A 25,200-nucleotide genomic window follows, 5' to 3' on the forward strand; every position below is an offset into this window, starting at 1 on the left:
GCGCAAGAGCGACGTGCCCTGGCTATCCCCTCGCGCAGGCACCGGGGCAGAAAATCGCCCGCCGCCATGCGCCAATGCCATTCATCAAAACGCCGCGCACCCGGAGGTCACGCGGCGCATCATTCTGCGCGCTCCGTGTCGGAGAATGCCTCGTACTTGTCAAGCAACGCCGAGACGATCCGGCTAAAACCGGTCGATTTCGACGATTTGACCACAAGGACGTCACCCGGACGCACCGCTTCAAGAGCAAATTGGCTCATCGCATCGGCGTCACTGCGATATTCCACCCGCGCACTGTCGCCGATTGCCGCATTAAGTGCTGCCATTTCCGGCCCGCCGATCCAGACGTCCTCGATACCGGCTTCGGCCAGGGGCTCCGCCAGCTCCGCATGCACATCGGAGGAGAACTCGCCCATTTCCAGCATGTCGCCGAGGACGGCGATGCGTCGCCCGTCCTTGCCGGGGACCGCATCGCGCAGAAGCGAGATCGCCGCCCGCATCGACGCCGGATTGGCGTTGTAGCTGTCGTCGATGAGCGTGAAATAACTGTTGCCGATCGACAGCCGGTAGCGTCGTCCCCGCCCCTTCTCCGGCTGCATCGTCGCAAGCGCGTGCATGACCTTCTCTATATCTGCGCCCACGACATGCGCCGCACCGAGGACCGCCACCGCATTCTCAGCGATGTGACGTCCGGGAGCGCCCATCGGGATCTCCAGCGTCTGCCCGCCGATGGATGCCCAAAGCACGTTGTGCTGCGCGCCGGCCACGAACTCGATCAGGCGGAATTCCGCCTGCGGGTCCGCGCCGAACGTGTGGATATGCTCGACACCGGCTGCTTTCGCGGCTTTCTCCAGAATGGGGAACTGGGCGTTGTCGAGGTTGAGCAGCGCATGCCCGCCCGGCGCAAGCCCTTCGAAGATCTCCGCTTTTGCCAGCGCGATCTCGTCGATGCTGGCGAAATTGCCGAGATGGGCAGCAGCGATCGTCGTGATGATGGCCACATGCGGCCGCACCATCTTCACCAGCGGCCGGATCTCGTCGGCGTGGTTCATGCCGATTTCGAAGACGCCGTAGGCGGTGGTCTCCGGCATGCGCGCCAGCGTCAGCGGCACGCCCCAGTGGTTGTTGAACGAGGCGACCGAGGCATGCACCGGCCCGCAGGCCGAAAGCGCGTGCCGCAGCATCTCCTTCGTGGTCGTCTTGCCGACCGAACCGGTGACGGCGATCACCTTGGCGCCGCTGCGGTCGCGCGCGGCACAGCCGAGGTCGATCAGTGCCTGCAGTACGTCGTGCACCACGAGCATCGGCGCGGTCAGCCGGCCGAGTGCGGGCAATTTGCCCTCGCTCACGACGAGGAGAGCGGCCCCGTTGGCATGGGCCAGGCTTGCGAAATCATGCCCGTCCACCCGGTCGCCCTTGATGGCGAAGAAGGCCTCGCCCGGGCTGATCGAGCGGCTGTCGATGGAAATGCCGGTGATGCCGGCCGGCAGGTTGCCGATAGGGCGGCCATGGGTTGCCGCCACGAGATCCGGAAGTGTCCACAAACGGGTCAACGGTCGAGCTCCTCCAGGGCTTTGCGGAGTTCCGCGTGATCGGAGAACGGCAGCGTCACGCCGCCGATCGTTTGCCCCTCTTCATGCCCCTTGCCGGCGACGATCAGCGTGTCACCCGCTGACAACATCGAAACTGCAGACCGGATCGCGGCTGCGCGGTCGCCGATTTCCGTTGCGCCCTTGGCCGCCGCCATGATCTCGGAGCGGATCACTTCCGGCACTTCGGAACGCGGATTGTCGTCGGTGACGACGACCACGTCCGCAAGCCGGGTGGCGATCTCGCCCATGATCGGCCGCTTGCCCTTGTCGCGGTCGCCTCCACATCCGAACACGACGATGACGCGGCCGGAGGTGAACGGACGCACGGAGGACAGCACGTTCTCGAGCGCATCCGGCTTGTGGGCATAGTCGACATAGGCGAGTGCGCCGTTCTTCGCATGCCCGACCAGTTCCAGCCTCCCCGAGGCGCCGACGAGATGGCCGAGTGCGGCCATGGCATCCCTTGCCGAAACGCCGGTCGACATCGCAAGGCCTGCCGCGACAAGCGCGTTGGCGATCTGGAAATCGCCGGCAAGCGGGATATGGATCTCGAAGATCTCGTCGCCGACATGGACTTCTGCCATCTGCTTGTGGCGGAAGTGCTCTACCCGCTTGAGCGCGAGGTAGCTGCCCTTGCGGCCGACGGTGCGGACGTCGAGGCCTGCCTTGCTGGCAGCCTCGATCGCGGCCGATGACCATTCGTCGTCGGCGAAGATGACGGCGGGCGCCCCCTTCGGCAGAAGCGTATCGAACAGCCGCATCTTGGCGGCCATGTAGTGTTCGACCGTCGGATGGTAGTCCATGTGGTCGCGGCCGAGATTGGTGAAGGCGGCTGCCGAAAGGCGAACGCCGTCGAGGCGCGACTGGTCCAGCCCGTGGCTGGAAGCCTCCATCGCCGCATGCGTGACGCCGGCATCGGCGAGTTCGGCGAGAAGCTTGTGCAGGGAAACGGGATCGGGCGTCGTCAGCGAACCGTAGTCTTCGCGGCCAGGCGCCGTCACGCCGGTCGTGCCGATCATCGCGGCCGGGTGGCCGGCATGGGCCCAGATCTGGCGGGTGAAGGAGGCGACCGAGGTCTTGCCTGCGGTACCGGTGACGGCGACCATGGTTTCCGGCTGGCGTGCGAAGAAGCGGGCAGCGGCAAGCGCGAGGAACCGGCGGGGGTTTTCGACCGTGAGAACGGGAACCGGCGCGTCGACAGCGCCTGCCTGCCCGGTCACGACCGCGGCCGCGCCGCGCGCCACCGCATCCGCCACATAGGCCGTGCCGTCCGCTTTCGTGCCGTGCAGGGCCACGAAGAGGTCGCCCGGGCAAACCTTGCGGCTGTCCGCCGAAATGCCGCTGATCTCCAATGCCGCCACGGCGGCGTCCAGGTCAGGTATTTCGGTTCCGGCAAGGTCTGAAATCTTCATGTCCAGCTCTGTTCTTCTTCAGGCGCCCCACCGTTCTTCGCGAATCGGCTCTAGCACCGTTCATTCTGCGCTCAATAAGACACGAGCAAGGCAGACCCGTCCTCCCCGAATTTCGGCTTTACACCGAGAAGTGGGGCGCTGCGGCGGATGATTTCGCCGACCATGGGGGCCGCGTTGAGGCCTGCCGTCCGTCCGCCGCCCTCGCCGGTCTTCGGTGCGTCGATGAAGGAAAGCACCACATACTGCGGATCATCGATCGGAAACGCCGAAAGGAAGGCGTTGAAATTGAGACCGTTCTTGGCGTAGCGGCCGTTGACCACCTTGTCGGCCGTCCCGGTCTTGCCGCCGACGTTGAAGCCGGGCACGAGCGCGCGCTTGCCCGAGCCGTTCATGGCGTTCCAGCGCAGCAGGAACTTCATGTCCTCGCCCGTGCTGGGCTTGACGACGGCCTGGGCCATGGCGTCGGCCTCGTCGCGGCTGCGCGGCAGGAAGGTCGGCGGAAGGTATTTGCCGCCGTTCATCAGCGCCGCACCCGCGACAGCCGTCTGCAAAGGCGTCGTCGATACGCCGTGACCGAAGGAGATCGTAATCGAATTGATCTTCTTCCATTCGCGCGGCTGCGTAGGCGCCTTCACCTCCGGCAGCTCCGTCTGCATCTTGCTGAGAAGGCCGAGCCGCGTCAGGAACTCCTTGTGACCGGGGATGCCGACGATGTCGGCCATCTTGGCGGTACCGATGTTGGACGAGTACTGGAAGATCTCCGGCACGGTCAGGACGCGGTGCTTGCCATGGAAGTCCTTGATCGTGAAACCGCCGATGCGGATCGGGTAACGCGCATCGAAGCTGTCGGTCAGCTTCACCTTGCCCGAATCGAGCGCCATCGCCGTGGTGAAGGTCTTGAAGGTCGAGCCCATTTCGAAGGTGCCGTCGGTCATGCGGTTCAGCCAGCCGTCCTTCGCGCTCTCGGCCGGATTGTTGGGATCGTAGTTCGGTACCGATCCCATCGCGAGCACCTCGCCCGTATGGACGTCGAGGACGACCGCGCCGGCCGCTTCGGCCTGGTACTTCGCCATGGACTCAGTCAGCACGTCGTGCAGCATCGACTGGACGCGAATGTCGATCGAAAGGCGTACCGGCTCCAGCTTCGCGTCGCTCGTCATGCCGATCGCGGCAAGGTCGGCAAGTCCCTGGTTGTCGATGTAGCGTTCCATGCCCGCAATGCCGCGGTTGTCGATGTTGACGTAGCCGACGATGTGGGCGGAGGCAGGCCCGCTCGGATAGAAGCGGCGCTTTTCCGGACGGAAGCCGACGCCGGGGATGCCAAGCGCCAGGATGCGGCTCTGCTGCTTCGGGGTCAGCTGGCGCTGCAGCCACTGGAAGCGCGATTTCGACGTAAGCTTCCTGTAGGTGGCCTTGGAGTCCAGCTCCGGCAATACGGTGCGCAACTGTTCCAGCGCCTCGTCGACATCGACGATCTTGTGCGGCTCGGCATAGAGCGAAACCGTGCGGATGTCAGTTGCGAGGATTTCGCCGTTGCGGTCGACGATATCCGGTCGTGAGGCAAGCAGGTGGTCTGCGGGACCGATGCTCGACACCGATTCCGGAGCCGTGATCGCATACTGGACCAGACGCCCGCCGACCACGCAGTAGGCGATCCCGAAGACGGCCATGATGACCGCGACGCGGCTGCGCGCCTGGGAGGCGCTGCGCTTGCGGTGCCCCTGGAAGGCCGTCGACGCCGTGGCGCCGGCCGGCCGGCCATTGCCGCCATGCGAGAAATGGGCCTTGCTCTTGACGTCCATAATGCGGGAGAGAAACGACATCAGCGTGCCACCGAACCTGTCTTGATCTTGTCCGTGTTCTCCGGGGCGCCCTTGGCCTTCGCCACCTTGTCGGCGTCCTTGGCATCCTCCTCGACCGCCGGCAATTCGGCGGTCGGCATCGGCAGTTCGGCCGGCTGCGCGAGTTGGATGGATTCCGTCGGTACGAGCTTCAGGTCGCTTTCGAAGACCTTTACGAGCCTGTTGAGGCGGGCTGGCTGCGTCAGCAGCGCCCAGTCCGCCCGCAGGAGGTCGATCGTGTGCTCTTCCAGCAGGATTTCGGCATCGAGCTTGCGGACCTCGTCAAGCTTGTTCTCGGCCTTGTGCTTGATCGTGTAGGTCACGGTCGCGGCCGTTGTCATCACGACGACGAGGATCGCGTCAAAGGTGCGGAACATCCATCAGCCTCCAATCTTCTCAAGGCTTGCAAGTTCTGGCAGTTCGAAAATCGACAGGTCGTCCATACCGGGAGGCGCCGATGTCCGCTCGCCGGCCCGCAGCTTGGCCGAGCGCGCGCGGGGATTGACGGCGCATTCCTCCTCGCTGGCGGCGATCATGGACTTTCCAACTGGTGCGAAGATTACGTCGCGCTTAATTAGTTCGGGCAGATGGCGCGATCCGGAGGACTTGCCGGATCGGTCGAGAAAGAACTTCTTGACGATGCGGTCTTCCAGCGAATGAAAGCTGACGACGACGAGCCGTCCGCCGGGCTTGAGCGCCCGCTCGGCAGCAAACAGCGCGCGTGCGAGCTCGCCCAGCTCGTCATTGACGAAGATGCGCAGCGCCTGGAAGACCCGGGTTGCCGGATGGATCTTGTCCTTGGCCTTGCGCGGTGTGACGATCTCGATCAGGCCGGCAAGGTCACGGGTCGTCTCGAACGGCGTATCGGCGCGGCGCTTCTCGATGGCGCGCGCGATGCGGCCGGCCTGCTTCTCCTCGCCGAGAAAGCCGAAGATGCGGATCAGGTCGGAGACCTTGGCGCGGTTGACGACGTCGGCGGCGGAAACGCCGGCGCTCGACATCCGCATGTCCAGCGGCCCCGTCTTCTGGAAAGAGAATCCGCGCTCGGCCTCGTCGAGCTGCATCGAGGATACGCCGATATCAAGCACGACGCCGTCGAGCCCGCCTTCGGGCACATGGCGGGCAAGCTCGGAAAACTGCGAATGAATGAGCGTCAGGCGTCCGCCGGCCGCATCGACCAGCGCCTGTCCGGCTGCGATCGCGTTCGGATCCCGGTCCAGCGCGATCACCGAGGCGCCCCTGTCGAGGATCGCCGACGTATAACCGCCCGCCCCGAATGTCCCATCGAGGATGACCTCGCCGGGCGCAGGCCTCAGCGCCTCGAGCACCTCGGCAAGAAGAACCGGGATGTGACGGACCGATCCGCCATCGGCTTCAGAATTTCCTCCGCCTGCATCCGCCGCCATCCCGTCTCTCCACTCTATCCTGAGCCCAGACCTCGCGTTCTGCGCTCCGTCCTGGCCGCCGCCTGCACTGCCTCGAACGTTTGCGGCGCCCAAAGCTGAAAATGATCCGCCCGACCGACGAAGGTCACATCCGTCGTAATTCCGGTGAAGTCGCGGATGAAATCCGTGACCATCAGCCGCCCTTCGGAATCGAGCTTCATGAAGACGCCGCCCCCGTGAATGAGGAGCGACATCTGATTCGCCTCCGGCGAAAACGGATCCTCGCCGACAATCTGCCGCTCGAACCGGTCGAGCAGATCGAGACCGCCGATACTGATCGCCGGAAACACGAAGTCCTGGAAGCAGTAGAGCTCCCGGATGTCGCGTTGCGCAAGAACAGCCCGAAACAGCGAAGGAACGGAGACCCGCCCCTTCGCATCGATCCTGTTTGTCGCATTCGACAGGAACCGGTTCATGACGCCTTACAGCCGCTTCCCTGACCGGCGAAAACTCACCGAATGCCGGAAAAACCCCACAGAACACACACGCACAAATCGACCCGGGCGCAGCGCGAACACGCCACACCATCCCCAATCGGGACGCTTCTGGACTTTGCGATGAATGGGCGATCATTCGCCCTCGTGCGGTATGATTATGGGATACCATGGGACCATATGGGCGTCAATGGGAATTGGCCGGATTCCCGGAGTGAGACCATCAATTGTTTATAAGCCGTTAAGTTTAACGAAAGGTTACCCTCCCCACCCCAAGCCACTGGATTCAATTGCAAATTCTGCCGGATTCCCGGCTTTTTCAGCGGCCGTCCGTAACGGCCCTGTTCACTGGCAAAGGGGAATTATCGCCTTCAAATTGGCACAGCGACGCAAGCTGCAGGCGAGCCTGGCAGATGCCTGTCGCGTGGGGGCGAATCGCCCGCTGAAAGAGAAGAGAAAGAAATCGCCAGTTGGCCTGTAAGCCGGGTTCTGTATGGCTCCGGCCGAGGCCGGAACGTGGCAGCCATTCATCTGGGACCGGACTTGCGCCCGGCCTCTTGCAACCCACCCGGATGACCGGCCCGGAAACGGGCTGAGCGGCTTGCGCCGCTCGCGTCATCCCTATTCGGTCTTGCTCCCGGTGGGGTTTGCCGTGCCGTCCATGTCGCCATGTCCGCGGTGGGCTCTTACCCCACCCTTTCACCCTTACCCTCGCATGCGAAGGCGGTCTGCTCTCTGTGGCACTTTCCCTGGGGTCGCCCCCGCCGGACGTTATCCGGCACCGTGTTTCCGTGGAGCCCGGACTTTCCTCCCCCCGCGGCCTTTCGGCGCTTGCGGAAGGCGGCTGCCCGGCCAACTGGCCCGCGTTCCTTAGACAAACCCTTTCGCTATGACCAGAGCAAATATGCCGAAGCGATACCCCGTCACCACATTCGGCACCGGCGCGTACGCTTTCCTATGTTCGGAACCGGACGGCGAAATCGGTCCGGTAGTCCGGCTCGTCGAGGTGCCCGCGCATCACAAGACTGGCCCCGACCCGGCCGATTTCGTCGCAGCTCTTGGCCGCAGCCCCGCAGCCGCCGGTCAGCACGGCAATGCGCTCGCCCGCGACGAAACCGGCATAGGGATAGCCGTGCGCGGTGAAGGTGGTCACGCAGGGTGCTGAAGAAAGGGAGACGGGCGAGAAGTCGGGAATGGCGCGCGCAAGCACCCGGCGCAGATGGGCCGCAGCCTCGCTGCCCCCATCCGTCCGGAACCAGTCCCTGACCGCGCTCTCCGTATGGAGCACCACGTCGCTCGGGTCTCCGCCGATCTTGATATAGAATTTCCCGTCCGGATAGCGGATGGGCGGCAGCAGATAGAAGTGCTCCTCCGGCAGCCAGCTCTCGTCGATCCAGCTCGGCATGTCGCCGAACCGCTCAAGGTCGCGCTCCGCCACCTCCGCGAAGAGCACTGTGCGCGCCTTGACCGTCAGATCCAGGGCACGAGGAAGCAGGCCCGGCGCAATCGTAAAGCCGCCGACAGCCACAAGCACCCGCCCCGCCTTTACCGTCCCCCCATCGCGAAGGGTGATCTCGACGCCTTCGGCGGTCTCGCCGATCGCCACGACCTCGGAACGAAACACCGAGGCGCCGCGCCTTTCCGCGCACGCGGTCTCGGCGGCCACCAGCGCCCGCGGATTGATGTAGCCGGCACCGTAGCGCTCGAACACGCCTGCCGACGTTTCAGGAACGGCGCACCAGGAAAATCGCTCCCCCACCGCCGCACGGTCCAGCACCGGCGCATCGGCCCCAAGCCGGTCGCGCGCAGCCACCACGGCATCGAGGTAGCCGCCCCCGCCCTGCGGATGCGGTCCGGTGATCAGGCACCCCGCCTCCGTGAAGAAGGAAATCCCGCTCTCCGCCTCAATCTCGCGGTATCGGGCGATCGAGCGATTGGCGAGCCTCGCCCAGTCCGCATCCGGATCGATGGTGCGCGTGATGCGCCCTTCGTCGTAGTGGCTGGCAAACACGCCGCCATGCCGCTTGCGGTCATGGGGCTCGTCCGGGCCGATCAGTGCAACGCGCGCACCGGCTGCAGCCAGATGCCTCGCGGCTGCTGCCCCCATCATCCCCTTGCCGACGACGGCGAATTCGAACTGGCCGATCATGCTTTTTCCACCCACGCTTGTCGTTCCGCCTTAAAACAACGGCGCCAGAAAGGGAACCTATCCGGCACGCAGACATTAATTCCTCGAGCAGACATTAATTCCTCGAAGAGGAAAAGGCATCGAGGCGAAACCATTGCGGCAGAAAAGGAAAAACCCCGGACGTTGCGGAATCCGGGGTTTGGCTCCAGGAGCGTGGAAGCAGGCGACGTAACTTAGAGTTCGAGCAGGTTCTGCACCTTGCCGCAATAGCGCTTGGAGACCGGGTTCATTCTCTTTGCGGCATGCCCGGCGTTGTATTTCAGGATCGTGCCGCAGGTCGTGCCGCCGCCGAGTTCGTGCGCCATGGAGAGGTACTTCATGCCCCACTTGATGTTCGTTTCCGGGTCGTAGAGCCCCTTGGCGCCACCGCGGTAGCCGAGCATCCGGGCCGTCGCCGGCTTGATCTGCATCAGGCCGATTTCACCGGCGCTGCCGCGCGCCCGGGGATTGAAATTGCTTTCCACGCGGACGATGGCGTGTGCAAGGTCGACGGGCACACCGTACTGGCGGGCATAGGTCTTGATCAGGGTGGAGTAGCCGGTGGGCGCGCCCATCATCGGATAGCCGGATGTGCGGGTTGCGGTCTTCAGGGGGCGGCTTTCGGTGGTTTCCTTCAAGGGACCGGCGTTCGCCGATACGGTATGTGCGAGAAGTGCAAGGATGCAGGCCGCCCCTGCGGCCACGATCGAATTCCTCATGTGTATCAAAGTCTCCAGTCATATGGGCGCACGGCTTGGCCTTGAGGAACCGGCCCATCGACCGGCACCCCGCGCAGGGATAAATCGTCATGGAATGGCCCGCGCCATCGGCCACGGACCCAGACAGTCGCGGAGGAGGCCCTACCTGCCGCCGCCGAATGCCCGGCGCCTCGATCCGTCTTCGCTGCGAGGTTCTTGGGAGCAACCTGCGCCGGCGGGACCGGAGGCAGGGCGGAAAAGACATTCCCAATCCGGTCAGGATGTGGCGAACGACTAAACTTGTATTAATGAGTGTAATATATCGTGATCACGCCTGAGCGAATTCGCCCCGATCCGGGAGGCTTTTCAACAGCCGATGCAACGTGTCGATCGTCGAGAAATCGGCGATGCCGTCGACCCGTGCGGGACGAAAATGACGCTGGAAAGCAGCGACATCCCCTTCCGTCCTTTCATCGAAATGACCAGTAATTTCAGTGGCATAGCCATAGAGAGACAGCATCGCCTGCAGGGCCTCGACGGGTGCGCCGGCATCTCCGCGCTGGAAGAACCGCCCACCGGCGATGGCGGCAGGCTCGACCCAGTGCCCGACACCACTTGCAAAGAGCCGGTCCCAGGGGAACTTTTCTCCCGGATCGACCTTGCGGATGGGGGCGACATCGCTGTGTCCGAGGATCCTCTCGGGCACGATCCTCCACCTTTCGCCGCAATTGCGACACAGTTCGACGACCGCCGCGATCTGCGCTTGCGGGAAATCGGGCAACCCACCGGGATGGCCGGCATTGACGATCTCGATGCCGATCGAGCGCGAATTGATGTCAGTGTCGCCCTTCCAGTGGCTCTTGCCAGCGTGCCAGGCGCGCCGGGCCTCTGGCACGAGCTGAAGGACGCGACCGTCCTCGTGAACGAAGTAGTGGCTGGAAACCTCGCTCTGTTCGGAGCAAAGCCAGGCGAGCGCCCCCTCCGCACTCGGCATCCCGGTGTAGTGGAGGACGATCATGTCCGGCCGGCAACCGTCCGCGCGCTCGCCATGGTTCGGCGACGGCGTGACCATCGCACCGGGAAAATCAGCTGTGAAGGCGGTCATGCCGCGAGGCGCTCTTTCTCGATTTCCGCATAGGCCGCATTGAGCACAGCCATGCGGTCATTGGCAATCCTCTGGAACTCGGCCGGCACGCCCCGCGCCATCAGCCTGTCCGGATGATGCTCGGAAGCGAGAACGCGGTAGCGCTTCCGGATTGTCGGGAAATCGTCCTCCGGGGAAACGCCGAGCACCTTGTAGGGATCACGGCCGTCGATGTGTACGTGACGCGCGGTGATCTGTTCGAACCGCCCATCCGCCATGCCGAAGATTTCCGCCACCCGCGAAAGGAAAGCCATTTCCTTATCGTGAATCAGGCCATCGGCCTTGGCGATATGGAACAGGCCGTCGATGATGTCTTCGAGGATCGGGCAATTGTTCTCGCAGGACACGCACAGGGCCGCCATCTTCTCCGCATAGGCCTCGTAACCGGCGACGTCCTGACGCGCGAGATTGTAGAGACGGGCGACATTGGCCGCCTGGTCCGCCGGGAACTTGAAGACGTCGCGGAATGCATCCACCTCGGCGGTGGTGACGACGCCGTCCGCCTTCGCCATCTTCGCCGACAGCGCGATCATGGCGACCGAGAACGCCACCTGACGGCGCGTCTCCGGGTCGCCTTCCAGAAGCGTGCGCACGGCCTCGACCACGCTCGAAAGCGCGTTGCTGGCGGCCGCAGCGACCATGCTGACAAGTCGGTCCCAGATGGAAGGCATCATGATCGGCCCATGGGTGAGAACATAAGGTGATCTTGATCAGACATCTGCGGCGAAAGCAAGTCGAGCCGCCCCGCAAAATGCCGCATAACGAAATTTTGATGGCCCTCAACAAGTGGACGCATTCCAATTATTGATGAGACGGCCACCCCATTGAATTTGACGCCCGGCGCCGCGAATGCGAGCAGAGGAGGACCGCTGCGAGCATTTTGAGGAGATCAAACGGTGCGTGTTCTGTCGAATCAGGCCGCCGGCATGCTGCTGGGCCTTCTGGGGGTGACGATCTTCGGCGGCACCCTGCCGATGACCCGCCTTGCGCTCGAGGGCTTCGGACCGGTCTTCATTACGCTTGCCCGCGCGGTTATCGCGGCTGCGGCCGCAGGCACCGCCCTTTGGCTTCTTCGCCGTCCCTTCCCCCGCGCGCACCTGCCGACGCTGGCCGGCGTCGGCCTCTGCGCCGTTTTCGGTTTCCCCATTTTCTCCTCCATCGCGCTGCAAACGATCCCGGCAAGCCACGGCGGCGTCGTACTCGGCATCCTGCCGCTTCTGACGGCCGTCTTCGCCGCAATCGTCGACGGCGAACGTCCCGGTCCCCTGTTCTGGCTGTGTGGCGTGGCAGGCGCGGCACTCGTCATCGCCTTCTCCCTGCGCGAAAGCGGCTTCCATCTCGGCGCCGGCGACTTCTGGCTGCTTCTCGCGGCGATGTCCGCCTCCCTCTCCTATGTCTTCTCCGCCAAGCTCGCCCGCCTCATGCCGGGCTGGGAGGTGATCGGCTGGGCGGTCGTCATCTGCCTGCCGGCGACGCTGGTCGGCACCGTTCTTGCCGCCGGCTCGGGCATTCATGACCCCGGCCCCATGCAGTACGGTGCCCTGCTCTATCTCGGGCTGATGTCGATGTTCGGCGGCTTCATCTTCTGGAACGCCGGGCTGGCGCTCGGCGGCATCGCCCGGGTGGCACAGGTGCAGCTCTTCCAGACATTCGTCACGCTCGCAATTTCGGCACTTGTGCTTGGAGAGGCGGTCGGCCCCGAGACGCTCGGCTTTGCGCTCGCCGTCGCCTTCGTCGTCTGGCTCGGGCGCAAGGCGAAGATCGGACGCGCGGCGCCGGCGGCCGGACGCGCCTGACCCTTTGCATCAATTCGTCATCGATAGCGGATAATTTTCGAACCGTGATTCCCCTGCCGGGGATTCTGCGTTAGACATCCGCCGACCGACCGGAAGGGCCGGCGAGGAGGTAATATGACGAAACAGAAAGTCGCTATGCTTACCGCAGGAGGCCTTGCGCCCTGCCTTTCATCCGCCGTCGGCGGCCTGATCGAACGCTATACCGACATCGCCCCGGAAATCGAACTCGTCGCCTACCGCTCCGGCTACCAGGGGCTGCTTCTGGCGGACCGGATCGCGATCTCGAAGGACATGCGCGAGAAGGCGCACCTGCTGCACCGCTATGGCGGCTCGCCGATCGGCAACAGCCGCGTGAAGCTGACGAACGCTGCCGACTGCGTGAAGCGCGGGCTCGTCAAGGAAGGCGAAAACCCCTTGCGCGTTGCAGCCGAGCGCCTTGCCGCAGACGGCATCACCATCCTTCACACGATCGGCGGTGACGACACCAATACGACCGCGGCCGATCTCGCCGCCTATCTCGGCGCCAACGGCTACAACCTCACCGTTGTCGGCCTTCCGAAGACGGTCGACAACGATGTCGTGCCGATCCGCCAGTCGCTCGGCGCCTGGACGGCCGCCGAAGTCGGTGCAGGCTTCTTCGACAACGTTTCCAACGAACAGAGCGCCGCTCCGAAGACGCTCGTCGTTCACGAGGTGATGGGCCGTCACTGCGGCTGGCTCACGGCTGCGACCGCGCGCGCCTACATCCAGAAGACCGCCGGCAACGAATATATCGATGGCCTGATGATGGACAAGGCGTTGAAGAGCATCGACGGTCTCTATCTTCCGGAACTGGCCTTCGATCTGCAGGCGGAAGCCGAACGGCTCCGGAAGGTCATGGAGACAAACGGCTTCGTGACGCTGTTCGTATCGGAAGGCGCCTGCCTCGATGCAATCGTCTCCGAGCGCGAGGCCGCCGGCGAAACGGTCAAGCGCGACGCCTTCGGCCATGTGAAGATCGACACGATCAATGTCGGCAACTGGTTCTCCAAGCAGTTTGCCTCGCTGCTTGGCGCCGAACGCGCCATGGTGCAGAAGTCGGGCTACTACGCCCGCTCCGCCCCCGCCAACGGCGACGACCTGCGCCTGATCCAGAGCATGGTCGACCTCGCCGTCGAAAGCGCGCTCAACAAGGTCTCCGGCGTGACCGGCCATGACGAGGCGCAAAACGGCAAGCTGCGCACGATCGAATTCCCGCGCATCAAGGGCGGCAAGCACTTCGACACCAGCGCCAAGTGGTTCGGCGAGGTGATGGACACGATCGGCCAGAAATGGAAGGCCACGGTCTGATACCGTCAGGCTGACGGTTTGCTATTGACGGCGCCCGGCGCCGGTGGCTTGCTCCCCGAAACAAACGTTTCCGGGGAGCATTTCATGTCGTTCGATCACTGGCTCGCCTTCGCCGCCGCCTCCGCCGTCATGTTGGCGATCCCCGGTCCGACCATCCTGCTGGTCATCTCCTATGCGCTCGGCCACGGTCGCCGGACGACCACGGCGACGGTCGCCGGCGTAGCCCTTGGCGATTTCACCGCCATGACGGCCTCGATGCTCGGGCTCGGGGCCCTGCTCGTTACCTCGGCTGAGATTTTCACCGTGCTCAAATGGGTTGGTGCTGCCTATCTCGTCTGGCTTGGGATAAAGCTCTGGCGCGCGCCGGTGGCAGGCTTTGCCGGTTCGGAGGATGGCGCGGCAAAGCCGGAAAGGCCGTTTCGCATCTTTGGCCACTGCTACGTGGTCACGGCGCTGAACCCCAAGAGCATCGTCTTCTTCGTGGCCTTCCTGCCGCAGTTCCTGGACCTCTCGCGGCCTGTCGTTCCGCAGATGGTGATCTTCGAGATCACCTTCCTCGTGCTCGCAACGGCCAATGCAGCGACCTACGCGCTGATGGCGTCTGCGGCCCGCGGAACGATCCGCAAACCCGCTGTCCAGCGCACCGTGAACCGCATCGGCGGGTCGCTTCTCATCGGCGCAGGCGTGCTGACGGCCGGACTGCGGCGGGCCACCGCATAGCCTTGAGCAAGGGGGACGGGTTGCCGGAGCAGGTACGATAGGATAATGGACGAAGCACGGTCGAAGCGCCGTTGATTTGCAGCCGTGTCGGAAACACGCGTTTCCGGCCCCTTCAGGCAACACGAGAGCGACTGATGACGCATAGTTTTCCGATCCGCACCAGGCATATTCTCTCTGCGAGCTGCGCAACGGCCCTTCTCGCAATCGGCGGATGCGCCAGCGTGATCGAGACCCCGTCGGAACAGATCGCCGCGGCGCAGACGGTCATGCCGCTCGCAAAGCCGGGCACGGAAATGACCGCCTACGCGCTCCCCGCTCCGATCGAGGACCCTTCGGCACCCGTGGCGGCAGGCACCCCGCAGACGATGTCCGCCGTCGTGGAGACCACGCGCGCCACCAGCGCCCAGATGGCGATCGCCGCGGCCGCCCCGCAAGCAGTGCCGATCCCGCAGGGCGAAGCAGCTCCGCAAGCCGCGGCCGTGCCCGTTCCGGCGCCGGGCACGCCCCAGGCGAAGTTCATGCCCGCATCCTTCGAGGCGGCCGTGATGGAGCCGGGCTTCGACACCGGCGCGCCGGAGGGACTGGAACAGTTGGTCGAGTCCCACCAGATCATCCCGATCGCAAAACCCACCTTCAGCACCGCCGCCCTCGCATCCGCCCCGGGCAACACCGTGATGGCCTCGGCCTCGCAGAAATTCGAACGGCCCGGCACCCCGCTCGACACGATGATCTCCAAATACGCCGCACTCTACGAGATCCCGGAAGCGCTGCTGCACCGCGTGATAAAGCGCGAAAGCCGCTACAATCCCAAGGCCTATAATTCCGGCAACTACGGCCTGATGCAGATCCGCTACAATACCGCCAAGGGCATGGGCTACACTGGTACGCCGGATGGCCTGTTCGATGCGGAGACCAACCTGAAGTATGGCGCGAAATACCTGCGTGGCGCCTGGATGGTCGCAGATAACCAGCATGACGGCGCGGTGCGCCTCTACGCCAGCGGCTATTACTACACCGCAAAGCGCAAGGGCCTGCTCGAAGAGACCGGCCTGAAGTAAGCCTCAATCCTTGTTTTCAAGAACGTCGACGACCCGCTTGACCAGTTCCTGCGGTCGATAGCCGAGCTTTGCCGGCGTCAACCCGAGGCGGACGACGGCGATATTCGCCGACGGAATGACCGCGATGGACTGGCCGTCATGGCCCAGCATCCAGAACGTGTCTTCCGGCAGCCCATACTTCGAATCCGGTTCGCGCCCCGGCCCGTCGATCCAGGTTTGCGCCTGACCGTACTCGCCGCCCGAGGCTGAGGACGGGGTGCCCATGGCGCGGACAAAGCCCTCCGGCAAAAGCCGCGTGCCGTTCCACACGCCGTCGTTCAGAAGCAACTGCGCAAAGCGCGCCCAGTCCCGCGCGGTGGCGTACATATAGGACGATCCGACGAAGATCCCCGTCTCGTCCGTCTCCAGCACGGCACTCTTCATGCCGAGCGGTGCGAAAAGCCCGGTCGTCGGATAAGTGAGCGCCCGCCAGCGGTCGCCGAGCGCATTCATGAAGAGGCGTGAGAGGAGTAAGGCGGTGCCACTTGAATAACTGAACTTCTCCCCCGGATTGGCTTCAAGCGGAAAGGAGGCGGCAAAACGGGACATGTTGGGCTCGAGGAACAGCATCCGCGTCACGTCGGTAACGTCGCCATACTCCTCGTTGAAGGCCAGACCACTCTGCATGGCCAGCAGATCGGCGATCGAAATTCTGGCGCGCGCATCACCGTTCCATTCGGCGAAAAGGCCGCGCTGGTCCGGGGCAAGACGGCCGTCCTGCATCAACCGGCCGACCAGTGCCGCATTGACCGTCTTCGTCACCGACCAGCCGAGCAAGGGTGTGTCCGGCGAAAAACCTTCGCCGTAATGCTCGCCCACCAGATGCCCGCCATGGACCACCACCACCCCGCGCACGCCGGGCCCGAGCAGCGCCTGATCTGCGAGAATGGCGTCGAGACGGGCGTCGGCGCTGAAGGCGTCCCCCTCCGGCCAGGGCGCATCGGGAACCGGCCGCGAAACGCTCGGCACCTCGACTTCGGAGATTGCCTGATGCGCTGCGATGAAATCGCCGTCGGGCACGCTCGCGCAGCCGAATCCCTCCCGGTAGGCCGCGTAGCCCGGCGCGAAAATTCCGAGCAGCGAGGCCGTCACCGTCTTCTCGCCATGGTCGACCGACTGCCGCATGAGGTGCAGAAGCGGGTGGCCCGGCGCCTGTACGTCCGTATCGAGTACAGCCCCAGCATCGCGCCCCGCGAGGAAGACGTTGGAGCAGACGATCTTGGCGGCATAGGAGGAGCCGACGCTTAGAAGTTCGGGCGGACGAACGATCAGCCAACTGGCCATGATCGCGAGGAAAATGAATAGCATATACAGGATTCTGGCGGCGATGCGTCGAATTCGGCCCATGCGTCTCCCCTTGTCGTCAAGAGACAATCAGGAATTGGCGCACAAGAAAAGCCCCTTCCGCGCGGGAGGGTGAACATAGCCGTCCATGCACGGCCATCGCGCCCTCGGCTGCGCCCCCATGCACAGCCGCAGTCATCAAACTGTAGCGCGAGGCGGCTATTGCCCCCAAAGGCCCACAGGACGAGACGAGTCATGAGCGAACTTGCCAGGAATGCCGGTTACGGACAGAACGAAAGACTGAAGTCAGCCCTCTTGCAGCACCGGGCATTGTCGCTAGACGGCTTGTCGGAACGCCTGTTCGGCCTGCTCTTTTCCGGGCTCGTCTACCCCCAGATCTGGGAGGATCCCGCGATCGACATCGAGGCCATGGAACTGGCACCCGGGCATCGCCTGGTGACGATCGGGTCCGGCGGCTGCAACATGCTCGCCTATCTCGCCTGTCGCCCCGAACGCATCGACGTCGTCGACCTCAACCCGCACCACATCGCGCTGAACCGGCTGAAGCTCGCAGCCTTCCGCCACATGCCCTCCCATGCCGACGTCGTGCGCTTCCTCGGCGGCGACCACATGGGTTCGAACCGCGAGGCCTACCAGCTCTTCCTGGAGCCCCGGCTCGATGCGCAGACCCGCGACTATTGGAACGGCCGCGACCTGACCGCCCGCCGCCGCATCGATGTCTTCAACCGCAACATCTATCGCACCGGTCTGCTCGGCCGCTTCATCCTGCTCGGCCACATCGTTGCCAGGCTGCACGGGCTGGACCCGCGCGAGTTCGTCAAGTGCGGCTCCATGCGCGAACAGCGTCAGTTCTTCGACACCCGCATCGCTCCCCTGTTCGACCGTCCGCTGATCCGCTGGATCACCTCTCGCAAGGCTTCGCTCTACGGTCTCGGCATTCCGCCGCAGCAGTTCGACGAGCTGGCAAGTGTCAGTGACGACAACTCGCTGGCGCCGGTCCTGCGACAGCGGCTGGAAAAGCTTGCCTGCCATTTTCCGCTGAAGGACAACTACTTCGCCTGGCAGGCCTTTGCGCGCCGGTATCCCTCCAAGTACGAGGGGCAACTGCCGGACTATCTCCTGACGCAAAACTACGCCGCGATCCGCGACAATGCCGAGCGCGTCAACGTCCACCACGCGAGCTTCACCGAGCTGCTTGCATCGAAGTCCGCCGCCTCCGTCGATCGCTTCGTGCTGCTCGATGCGCAGGACTGGATGAACGACGACCAGCTCAATGCACTCTGGACCGAGATCAGCCGCACCGCGGCGCCGGGGGCCCGGGTCATCTTCCGCACCGCCGCCGAAGCCAGCATCGTCGAAGGAAAGGTCTCGCAGCACCTGCTCGATCTCTGGCACTACGAGCACGAGCGCTCGTCTGCGCTGGGCATGCGGGATCGCTCGGCGATCTATGGCGCCTTCCACATCTATCGGAAGAAGCCCTGAATGGACCGCGCCTCGCTTCCCCTGCCCGTGCCGCCGGTCGACACCGATCACGCCGGCCTGATGGATCGCCAGTATCGCTACCAGCGCCACATCTACGACCTGACGCGCAAGTACTATCTCTTTGGTCGCGACAGGCTGCTCGACGGTCTCGACGTCAAGCCGGGCGAGAAGGTACTCGAGGTCGGCTGCGGCACCGGGCGCAACATCGGCCACATGATGGACCGTTATCCGGGCGCCTGGTTCTTTGGCCTCGACATCTCCCGCGAGATGCTCGAGACGGCGGAAAAGCGCTTCGCCAGACGTGGCGGCGCTCGGCCGCGGCTTGCGGTCGCCGACGCCACGTCATTTACGGCGGCCGACTTCGGCGAGGCGGGTTTTAACCGTGTCGTCGTCTCCTATGCCCTGTCGATGATCCCGGCCTGGCAGGAGGCGATCGAGCGTGCATTCGACGCGCTCGCCCCCGGCGGCTCGCTGCATATCGTCGACTTCGGCCAGCAGGAGCGGTTGCCCACACCCATCCGCCGCCTCCTGCAAGGCTGGCTTACGCGTTTCCACGTCACCCCGCGTCCCGACCTCTTCGAGGTGTTGCAGGCAGCGGCACAGCGGCGGGGAGCACACGTCGCAGCCGAGACCCCGTATGGTGGCTACGCCTGGCTCGCAATTGCAAAAATGCCTGACTGACGCAGTATTTTCGGCCAAACACGGCCCGATTTTGCTCTCCTTTCTGTGAAACCTCTTGGGCGCTGAGGGGTTATACCGCGTGTCGATGCCTCCGGGGTCGTATCGGCGCGAACGAAGCAGAAGGAAGATAATCATGAGATCATTCTACATCGGAGCGGCAGCACTTCTGACGGCCGCCGCGGCCGGCAGTGCGGCACGCGCGGCCGACCTCGCGCCGACAGAGCCTCCGGTCGCACCTGTCATCGAGGAAGTATCCGGCATCTACGACTGGAACGGCTTCTACGTGGGCGCCATGACCGGCTACGGCTGGACCGATGCGGAAACCAGGGACGCGGGCTTTTCCTCCAGCCCCGGCCTCGATGGATGGGCGCTCGGCGGCTACACCGGCTACAACTACCAGACCGGTCCCTGGGTGCTCGGCGTGGAAGGCGACGTGAAGTACGACTGGAACGAGGACAAGTTCGATCTCGGCGGCATTCCGATGGACCTCCAGACCGATTGGGGCGGCTCGCTGCGCGCCCGTGTCGGCTACGCCATCGACCGCACCCTCATCTACGGCACCGGCGGCTACGCCTTCACCAATGCCGAGCTTCGCGACCGCGACACGGGCGACAGCGAAAGCAAGACCTTCAACGGCTGGACGATCGGTGCGGGCCTCGAACACGCCTTCACCGACAATCTAATCGGGCGGGCTGAATACCGTTACACCGACTACGGCAACAAGGATCTGCTCGGGGTCAAAACCGACCTGAGCAGCAATTCGCTGATGCTCGGCGTCGGCTGGAAATTCTGACCGCTGCGAGGGCCGGCCGGCGGACCTCCAGGCCGGCCTCAGTCGCCTTTTGTAAGGCCGTCGTTTTCGGTTCCAATCGCCCTCGTTGCGCCGCGGCTCTTTCGGGCTCGCGGCGTAACCGCGACGCCCCTCTTTACCGAATCCCGCGGGTCGGGCAGTATCCGCGCATCGTCATCAGACCCGGGACAGTCATGCGTCGGCTCCTTCTGGCATTGCTGCCAATCGCGCTCCTTGCGACGTCGTGCTCCACGACCGAGTATGATCTCGTTTCCACCGAGCCTCTGAAGCCGCGCTTCGGCGACAAGGATCCGCAGGATTTCGGCTACCGCACGCCGCACAAGCACGAAGTGCACGGCATCGACATCTCCAAATGGAACGGCGATATCGACTGGCCGACCGCCAAGAAGTCGGGCGTCTCCTTCGCGTTCATCAAGGCCACCGAGGGCAAGGACCGGATCGACCAGCGCTTCCACGAATACTGGCGCGGCGCGAATGCGGCGGGCGTCGCCCACTCCCCCTACCACTTCTACTATTTCTGCTCGACGCCGGATGAACAGGCCGACTGGTTCATCCGGAACGTGCCGAAGGCCGCGGTGCAACTTCCGCCCGTCCTCGATGCGGAGTGGAACCCGCTTTCGCCCACCTGCCGCAAGCGGCCGCCGCCGGCGGAGGTACGCGCCCAGATGCAGCGCTTCCTCGACCGGATCGAGGCGCATTACGGCAAGCGGCCGATCATCTACACGACGGTCGACTTCCACCGGGAAAACATTGCCGGCCACTTCGGCAACTATCACCTGTGGCTGCGCGCCGTCGCAGACCATCCCGAAAACGTCTACGGCCGCAAATGGGTCTTCTGGCAATATACCAGCACCGGCATCGTTCCCGGCATCGACGGCAACACGGACATCAACGTCTTTGCCGGCAGCAGCAAGAACTGGTCGGCCTGGCTCGCACAGAACACACGCTGACCGATTTCACTTGCCCCCTCATGGCGGTCCGGTGACGGCTGCATTTTGCCCTCGGCCATCCCCGATTGCGCAAAACGGGCGACAGATTGGCGGGGTCACGACGAATTTGATCGGCCGGCGCTGAAATGCCGGCTTTTTCCTTCTTGCTTCCGTCTCATTATTCTGAGAAGCCGGGGCAACCGAATGAAAGGATCTACCCGCCATGCAACCGCGTTTCCTGCCGCTGGGCGCCCTTCTTGGGCTTTTTCTCTCGGGCACCGCGTTCGCCCAGCAGGCCGCACCGGCCGCCGCTTGCGGCGGCGAACTCTCCGCCTTTCTTCAGGGCGTGAAGGATGAAGCGTTGGCAAAGGGCATTCCCGCCGATGCGGTCGACAGGGCGCTCGCGGGTGCGGCGATCGACCAGAAGGTCCTGTCGCGCGACCGCGCCCAGGGCGTCTTCCGCCAGACGTTCCTCGAATTCTCCAAGCGCACGGTCAGCCAGTCCCGCCTCGACATCGGCCGCAAGAAGCTGCAGGACCTTTCTGACGTCTTCCAGCGGGCAGAGCAGGAATACGGCGTTCCCGGACCGGTCATCACCGCCTTCTGGGCGATGGAGACGGATTTCGGTGCGGTGCAGGGTGATTTCAACACGCGCAATGCGCTCGTCACCCTTTCGCACGACTGTCGCCGGCCGGAACTGTTCCGCCCGCAACTGATCGCAGCCATCGAGATGGTGCAGCACGGCGATCTCGATCCGGCGACGACGACGGGCGCCTGGGCCGGTGAGATCGGCCAGGTCCAGATGCTGCCGAGAGACATCATCGCGTTTGGCGTCGATGGTGACGGCGATGGCCATGTTAACGTCAAGCAGAGCGCTGCCGACGCCATCCTCACGGCCGCGCGCTTCATCCAGCACCTCGGCTTCACCAGGGGCCAGCCCTGGATCCAGGAAGTCTCTGTTCCCGATGAACTGCCTTGGGAGAAGACCGGCCTTCAGTCCGGCATGACGGCGGGCGACTGGTTCGCGCTCGGCGTCACCCCGCGCGACGGCAACACCAGTTTCCCCGACCTCGCCGCCTCCCTTGTGCTGCCACAGGGACGAAAGGGCCCCGCCTTCATCACCTACCCGAACTTCAACATCTATCTCGAGTGGAACCAGTCCTTCATCTACACGACGTCGGCCGCCTATTTCGCCACGCGACTGGCTGGCGCCCCGCCCTACCAGAAGGGCGAGCCCGAACAGGGACTGGACGACAGTGGCATGAAGGCGCTGCAGACGCGCCTGGCCGAACTCGGCCACGACGTCGGCAAGATCGATGGCATTCTCGGCTCGGGCACGCGCGCTGCTATCCAGAAGGAACAGCTTCGCCTCGGCATGCCCGCCGACGGCTGGGCCACGCCGGGTCTGCTGGGCGCGCTCTGACGGGCATGTTCGCCGGTCGGCGCAAAACAGCACACGCCGGTAGCTTGCGGTCACAGTTCATCTCCGTCGCCCCGGACTTGATCCGGGGTCCAGCGGCACCGAGTCGCGGTGCGAGAAATGTTTATCGCGCGAAGACTTGCGCGCGCTGGATGCCGGATCACATCCGGCATGACGCTGGAAAAGAGGGGAGCGCGGGAGACAGTCGGTTGCTCGGCCTGCGTTATACGCCAGCCACGCTCCGCCCCATACACGCCGGCTGAGCCGCCGCAACCCTCTCCCCGCCTCCGTCATCCGCGGCCTTGTGCCGCGCACGGCGCTGCAGATTGGGAGGGCATTCCACGCGGAAGACATTTATCCCGGTGCCCCCAGCCCGATGCATTGTCGCGCGTGCCCACAGGAAACGCGTCGCACCCGCCGCCTACTCGGGTGCGACGCCTGCAGCAGCGTTGCATCGGCCGCCGGCAGCGGAAAGGATACCGAATCGGGTGGCGGGAGATCGCGCGGGCCGTTAGGCCTGCGGCAACGATCGGAGCACCGATTGCATCCGGCATTGCGCTCTCCGGCAGGACCGCATGTCCGCGCCTTGGGGAGGAAACGTCTTGGCCGAAGCTGTTAAGCCCAACTATGTGATGACGCCCGCGACCTGGGGCATGCTGGTTCTGCTGGGCATGATCTGGGGCGGTTCGTTCTTCTTTGCCCGCGTCGCCGTCCAGCATATTCCGCCCGTCACGCTGGTGCTGTTGCGGATCGGGCTGGCGGCGGCCGCACTTCACATCTATCTCGCCGGCCGGCACGGCCTCTATTCGATCCTTCGGAAGCGCTGGCGCGCCTTTCTCGTGATGGGGCTGCTCAACAATGTCGTTCCGCACATCCTGATCTTCACGGGCCAGACGCAGATCGGCGCCGGACTGGCCGCGATCCTGAATGCCACCACGCCCATCTTCACCATCCTCATCGCCAACCGGCTGACCGAGGACGAGAAGATGACGGCCGCAAGGATCGCCGGCTGCCTCGTTGGTCTTGTCGGCACCGCCGTGCTCGTCGGCCCGCGCGCGCTGGCCCCCTTCACCGGCGACATCGGCGGGCCGCCCCTTTGGGCGCTGCTGCTGCCGCTCGCAGCCGCCATGTCCTACGGCTTTGCCGGCATTTATGGAAAGCGCTTCCGCGATATCGCTCCGGCTGTGACCGCCACGGGGCAGTTGACCGCATCGAGCATCGTGCTGCTGCCGCTCGCCGCCGTCGTCGACCAGCCCTGGCTGCTTCCCCTTCCGCCCGCCGGCACCGTACTCGCGGTCCTGGCGCTGGCGCTCGTCTCCACGGCCTATGCCTACATCCTGTTCTTCCGCATCATGTCCGTCGCAGGCGCGACGAATACGTCTCTCGTCACGCTCCTGGTGCCGCCGAGCGCGATCGTCGCGGGCATGCTCTTCCTCGGCGAGCAGATCTCGCCTGCGGGCGCCCTTGGCATGGTCCTTGTGCTCTCGGGCCTCGTCATTCTCGACGGGCGGGTCTTCCGCATGGTGAAGGGCGCCTGACGGCGCAATGACGCCGGAACGAATGGCGCAGGCGCTCGTTCTGCCCGGACCGAGTGATTCGTCGTGTCGCTTACCGGGACCGGCGATCACCGGCGTTAACCAGCGTGAAAATTTCGTGAACGCAAATCAGTCGATAAATACCTTTGAAGATCAGACATTTAGACATGTGGAAAAACTGTGGCGAAGCCTATGATGCCGCAATGCAACACATAAAGAACTTTTCAAAGGCGAAATTTCCAACCTATTATTCACCCGCAACGCAAGGGAGGTCAGCCGATGGGTATCACACATTCCTTGAATGTTCTGATGATCAGTGCAGCGTTCCTCTTCGTCGCCAGCATGATTTTCATCTGACGACAGCGTCGTCCTGAAGGACAACAACGCAGAGACTAATCGTTCATGAAAACGCATGGCCCCGCCGGGTCATGCGTTTTTCCCTATCAGGCGGCAGCACCGGTTGCAGCATCGGCACTGTCCGCATCGCGCCGCTCGAAGCCGAGGCGATCGAGGACCGCCGCGACAAGCACGGCCCGGTTCATCGTGTAGAAGTGGAATTCGTCGACACCGAGAGTAATCAGCCCCTCGATCTGGCGGGCGGCAAGCTCGGCTGCAACGGCTGCCCGCTCCTCCGGCCGTTCGGCCAGCGGATCCAGGCGATCGGCCAGCCATTGCGGCACGCTCGCGCCGCACAGACCGGCAAACTTCTGCACCTGGGAAAGATTGTGCACCGGCAGGATGCCCGGGACGATCGGGATGTCGATCCCGGCGGCGCGTACGCGCTCCAGATAGCGGGCATAAAGTTCGTTGTCGAAGAAGAACTGCGTCAGCGCCCGCGTGGCACCGGCATCCACCTTGCGCTTCAGCATGTCGATATCGGCGGGCACATCATGGCTTTCGGGATGCTTTTCCGGATAGGCCGACACCGAAATCTCGAACGGGGCGATGGAGCGCAGGCCAGCGACGAGCTCGGCGGCATTGGCATAGCCGCCCGGATGCGGCTGGTAGGCCTCACCGATACCGCCGGCCGGATCGCCGCGCAGCGCCACGAAATGCTTTACGCCGACCTGCCGGAACTCCTCGACCACCGCATCAACCTCCTGCCTGGTCGCGCCGACGCAGGTCAGGTGCGATGCCGCCGACAGCGGCGTGTCCCGAATGATCCGCTCGATCGTCGACTGCGTCGGCCCGCGCGTGGAGCCTCCTGCACCATACGTGACCGAAACGAAATCCGGCGCATAGGCCGAAAGCGCATCGATGGTCTGCCAGAGCTGGGCGTCGGCCTCCTCGCTGCGGGGCGGAAAGAACTCGAAGGACAGCCTCGGGGCGCGGCGCCTGGCTGGGCTGTGTGCGATCGTCATG

The 25,200-nt window shown here is 64.3% G+C and carries 22 protein-coding genes and 1 other RNA gene; 10 read left to right on the forward strand and 13 right to left on the reverse strand.

Translation table 11 applies throughout. The features are described from left to right. Positions 1 to 119 precede the first annotated feature (119 nt). The 11 genes from HV823_RS14495 to HV823_RS14545 form a co-directional block, all read right to left on the reverse strand. Complete coding sequence (locus tag HV823_RS14495; RefSeq protein ID WP_176950441.1) at positions 120 to 1,553, reverse strand: UDP-N-acetylmuramoylalanyl-D-glutamyl-2,6-diaminopimelate--D-alanyl-D-alanine ligase; 1,434 nt, start codon at positions 1,551 to 1,553, stop codon at positions 120 to 122. Beyond that, a complete protein-coding gene (locus tag HV823_RS14500; protein ID WP_176950442.1) occupies positions 1,550 to 3,004 on the reverse strand; it encodes a UDP-N-acetylmuramoyl-L-alanyl-D-glutamate--2,6-diaminopimelate ligase in 1,455 nt (484 codons plus the stop codon). The genes HV823_RS14495 and HV823_RS14500 overlap by 4 nt, the downstream gene beginning before the upstream one ends. Positions 3,005 to 3,075: 71 nt before the next feature. Further along, the gene (locus tag HV823_RS14505; protein WP_176950443.1) at positions 3,076 to 4,827 is read right to left on the reverse strand and encodes a peptidoglycan D,D-transpeptidase FtsI family protein; all 1,752 of its coding nucleotides are present in this window, start codon (positions 4,825 to 4,827) and stop codon (positions 3,076 to 3,078) included. Next, positions 4,827 to 5,222 (reverse strand): cell division protein FtsL, encoded by a 396-nt coding sequence (gene ftsL / locus HV823_RS14510; protein WP_176950444.1) that lies wholly within the window; start codon positions 5,220 to 5,222, stop codon positions 4,827 to 4,829. Before ftsL ends, HV823_RS14505 begins: the two co-directional genes overlap by 1 nt. A 3-nt stretch (positions 5,223 to 5,225) precedes the next feature. After that, entirely contained in the window at positions 5,226 to 6,251 is a 1,026-nt protein-coding gene (gene rsmH, locus HV823_RS14515; protein WP_176950445.1) for a 16S rRNA (cytosine(1402)-N(4))-methyltransferase RsmH, read from the reverse strand. Positions 6,252 to 6,265: 14 nt separating this feature from the next. After that, positions 6,266 to 6,706: a division/cell wall cluster transcriptional repressor MraZ gene (gene mraZ / locus HV823_RS14520; RefSeq protein WP_176950446.1), complete on the reverse strand. Its 441-nt coding sequence runs from the start codon at positions 6,704 to 6,706 to the stop codon at positions 6,266 to 6,268. A gap of 480 nt (positions 6,707 to 7,186) precedes the next feature. Next, an RNA gene (gene rnpB / locus HV823_RS14525) (RNase P RNA component class A) lies at positions 7,187 to 7,584 on the reverse strand. Between the two features lie 95 nt (positions 7,585 to 7,679). Next, positions 7,680 to 8,873, reverse strand: coding sequence for an NAD(P)/FAD-dependent oxidoreductase (locus HV823_RS14530; protein WP_176950582.1), 1,194 nt, complete (start codon positions 8,871 to 8,873; stop codon positions 7,680 to 7,682). Positions 8,874 to 9,085: 212 nt separating this feature from the next. Next, on the reverse strand, positions 9,086 to 9,610 hold the full coding sequence (locus HV823_RS14535) for a lytic transglycosylase domain-containing protein (protein ID WP_176950447.1): 525 nt from the start codon (positions 9,608 to 9,610) through the stop codon (positions 9,086 to 9,088). A 307-nt stretch (positions 9,611 to 9,917) separates the two neighbouring features. Next, complete coding sequence (locus HV823_RS14540; RefSeq protein WP_176950448.1) at positions 9,918 to 10,694, reverse strand: N-acetylmuramoyl-L-alanine amidase; 777 nt, start codon at positions 10,692 to 10,694, stop codon at positions 9,918 to 9,920. Further along, the gene (locus tag HV823_RS14545; RefSeq protein WP_176950583.1) at positions 10,691 to 11,404 is read right to left on the reverse strand and encodes a J domain-containing protein; all 714 of its coding nucleotides are present in this window, start codon (positions 11,402 to 11,404) and stop codon (positions 10,691 to 10,693) included. The genes HV823_RS14540 and HV823_RS14545 overlap by 4 nt, the downstream gene beginning before the upstream one ends. Before the next feature lie 225 nt (positions 11,405 to 11,629). Here HV823_RS14545 and HV823_RS14550 point away from each other — a divergent pair, with 225 nt between their 5' ends. From HV823_RS14550 to HV823_RS14565, 4 genes are all read left to right on the forward strand, one after another. Next, positions 11,630 to 12,529 carry a DMT family transporter gene (locus HV823_RS14550; protein WP_343051865.1) on the forward strand — a complete coding sequence of 300 codons (900 nt, stop codon included), beginning with the start codon at positions 11,630 to 11,632 and terminating at the stop codon, positions 12,527 to 12,529. A 114-nt stretch (positions 12,530 to 12,643) separates the two neighbouring features. Beyond that, positions 12,644 to 13,858: a pyrophosphate--fructose-6-phosphate 1-phosphotransferase gene (locus tag HV823_RS14555; RefSeq protein ID WP_176950449.1), complete on the forward strand. Its 1,215-nt coding sequence runs from the start codon at positions 12,644 to 12,646 to the stop codon at positions 13,856 to 13,858. A gap of 84 nt (positions 13,859 to 13,942) precedes the next feature. Beyond that, positions 13,943 to 14,578, forward strand: coding sequence for a LysE family translocator (locus HV823_RS14560; protein ID WP_176950450.1), 636 nt, complete (start codon positions 13,943 to 13,945; stop codon positions 14,576 to 14,578). 131 nt (positions 14,579 to 14,709) lie between these two features. After that, on the forward strand, positions 14,710 to 15,636 hold the full coding sequence (locus HV823_RS14565) for a transglycosylase SLT domain-containing protein (RefSeq protein WP_425487667.1): 927 nt from the start codon (positions 14,710 to 14,712) through the stop codon (positions 15,634 to 15,636). Between the two features lie 3 nt (positions 15,637 to 15,639). On the opposite strand, the gene HV823_RS14570 is transcribed toward HV823_RS14565, so the two are convergent. Continuing rightward, positions 15,640 to 16,983: a serine hydrolase domain-containing protein gene (locus HV823_RS14570; protein ID WP_246301441.1), complete on the reverse strand. Its 1,344-nt coding sequence runs from the start codon at positions 16,981 to 16,983 to the stop codon at positions 15,640 to 15,642. Between the two features lie 231 nt (positions 16,984 to 17,214). On the opposite strand from HV823_RS14570, the gene HV823_RS14575 reads away from it, so the two are divergent. From HV823_RS14575 to HV823_RS14600, 6 genes are all read left to right on the forward strand, one after another. Further along, positions 17,215 to 18,462, forward strand: coding sequence for a BtaA family protein (locus HV823_RS14575; RefSeq protein ID WP_176950453.1), 1,248 nt, complete (start codon positions 17,215 to 17,217; stop codon positions 18,460 to 18,462). Beyond that, complete coding sequence (locus HV823_RS14580) at positions 18,463 to 19,143, forward strand: class I SAM-dependent methyltransferase (RefSeq protein ID WP_176950454.1); 681 nt, start codon at positions 18,463 to 18,465, stop codon at positions 19,141 to 19,143. Positions 19,144 to 19,276: 133 nt separating this feature from the next. Further along, entirely contained in the window at positions 19,277 to 19,936 is a 660-nt protein-coding gene (locus HV823_RS14585; RefSeq protein WP_176950455.1) for an outer membrane protein, read from the forward strand. A 191-nt stretch (positions 19,937 to 20,127) separates the two neighbouring features. Next, a complete protein-coding gene (locus HV823_RS14590; protein ID WP_176950456.1) occupies positions 20,128 to 20,904 on the forward strand; it encodes a glycoside hydrolase family 25 protein in 777 nt (258 codons plus the stop codon). A gap of 202 nt (positions 20,905 to 21,106) precedes the next feature. Beyond that, positions 21,107 to 22,306 (forward strand): lytic murein transglycosylase, encoded by a 1,200-nt coding sequence (locus HV823_RS14595; protein ID WP_176950457.1) that lies wholly within the window; start codon positions 21,107 to 21,109, stop codon positions 22,304 to 22,306. A gap of 629 nt (positions 22,307 to 22,935) precedes the next feature. Continuing rightward, positions 22,936 to 23,841 (forward strand): DMT family transporter, encoded by a 906-nt coding sequence (locus HV823_RS14600; protein WP_176950585.1) that lies wholly within the window; start codon positions 22,936 to 22,938, stop codon positions 23,839 to 23,841. A gap of 440 nt (positions 23,842 to 24,281) precedes the next feature. On the opposite strand, the gene metF is transcribed toward HV823_RS14600, so the two are convergent. Then, positions 24,282 to 25,199, reverse strand: a complete 918-nt coding sequence (metF, locus tag HV823_RS14605; RefSeq protein WP_176950458.1) for a methylenetetrahydrofolate reductase [NAD(P)H] — start codon at positions 25,197 to 25,199, stop codon at positions 24,282 to 24,284. Position 25,200: the final 1 nt, after the last annotated feature.

The sequence above is a fragment of the Mycoplana rhizolycopersici genome, assembly GCF_013378445.1.
GTDB classification, from domain to species: Bacteria; Pseudomonadota; Alphaproteobacteria; order Rhizobiales; family Rhizobiaceae; genus Mycoplana; species Mycoplana rhizolycopersici.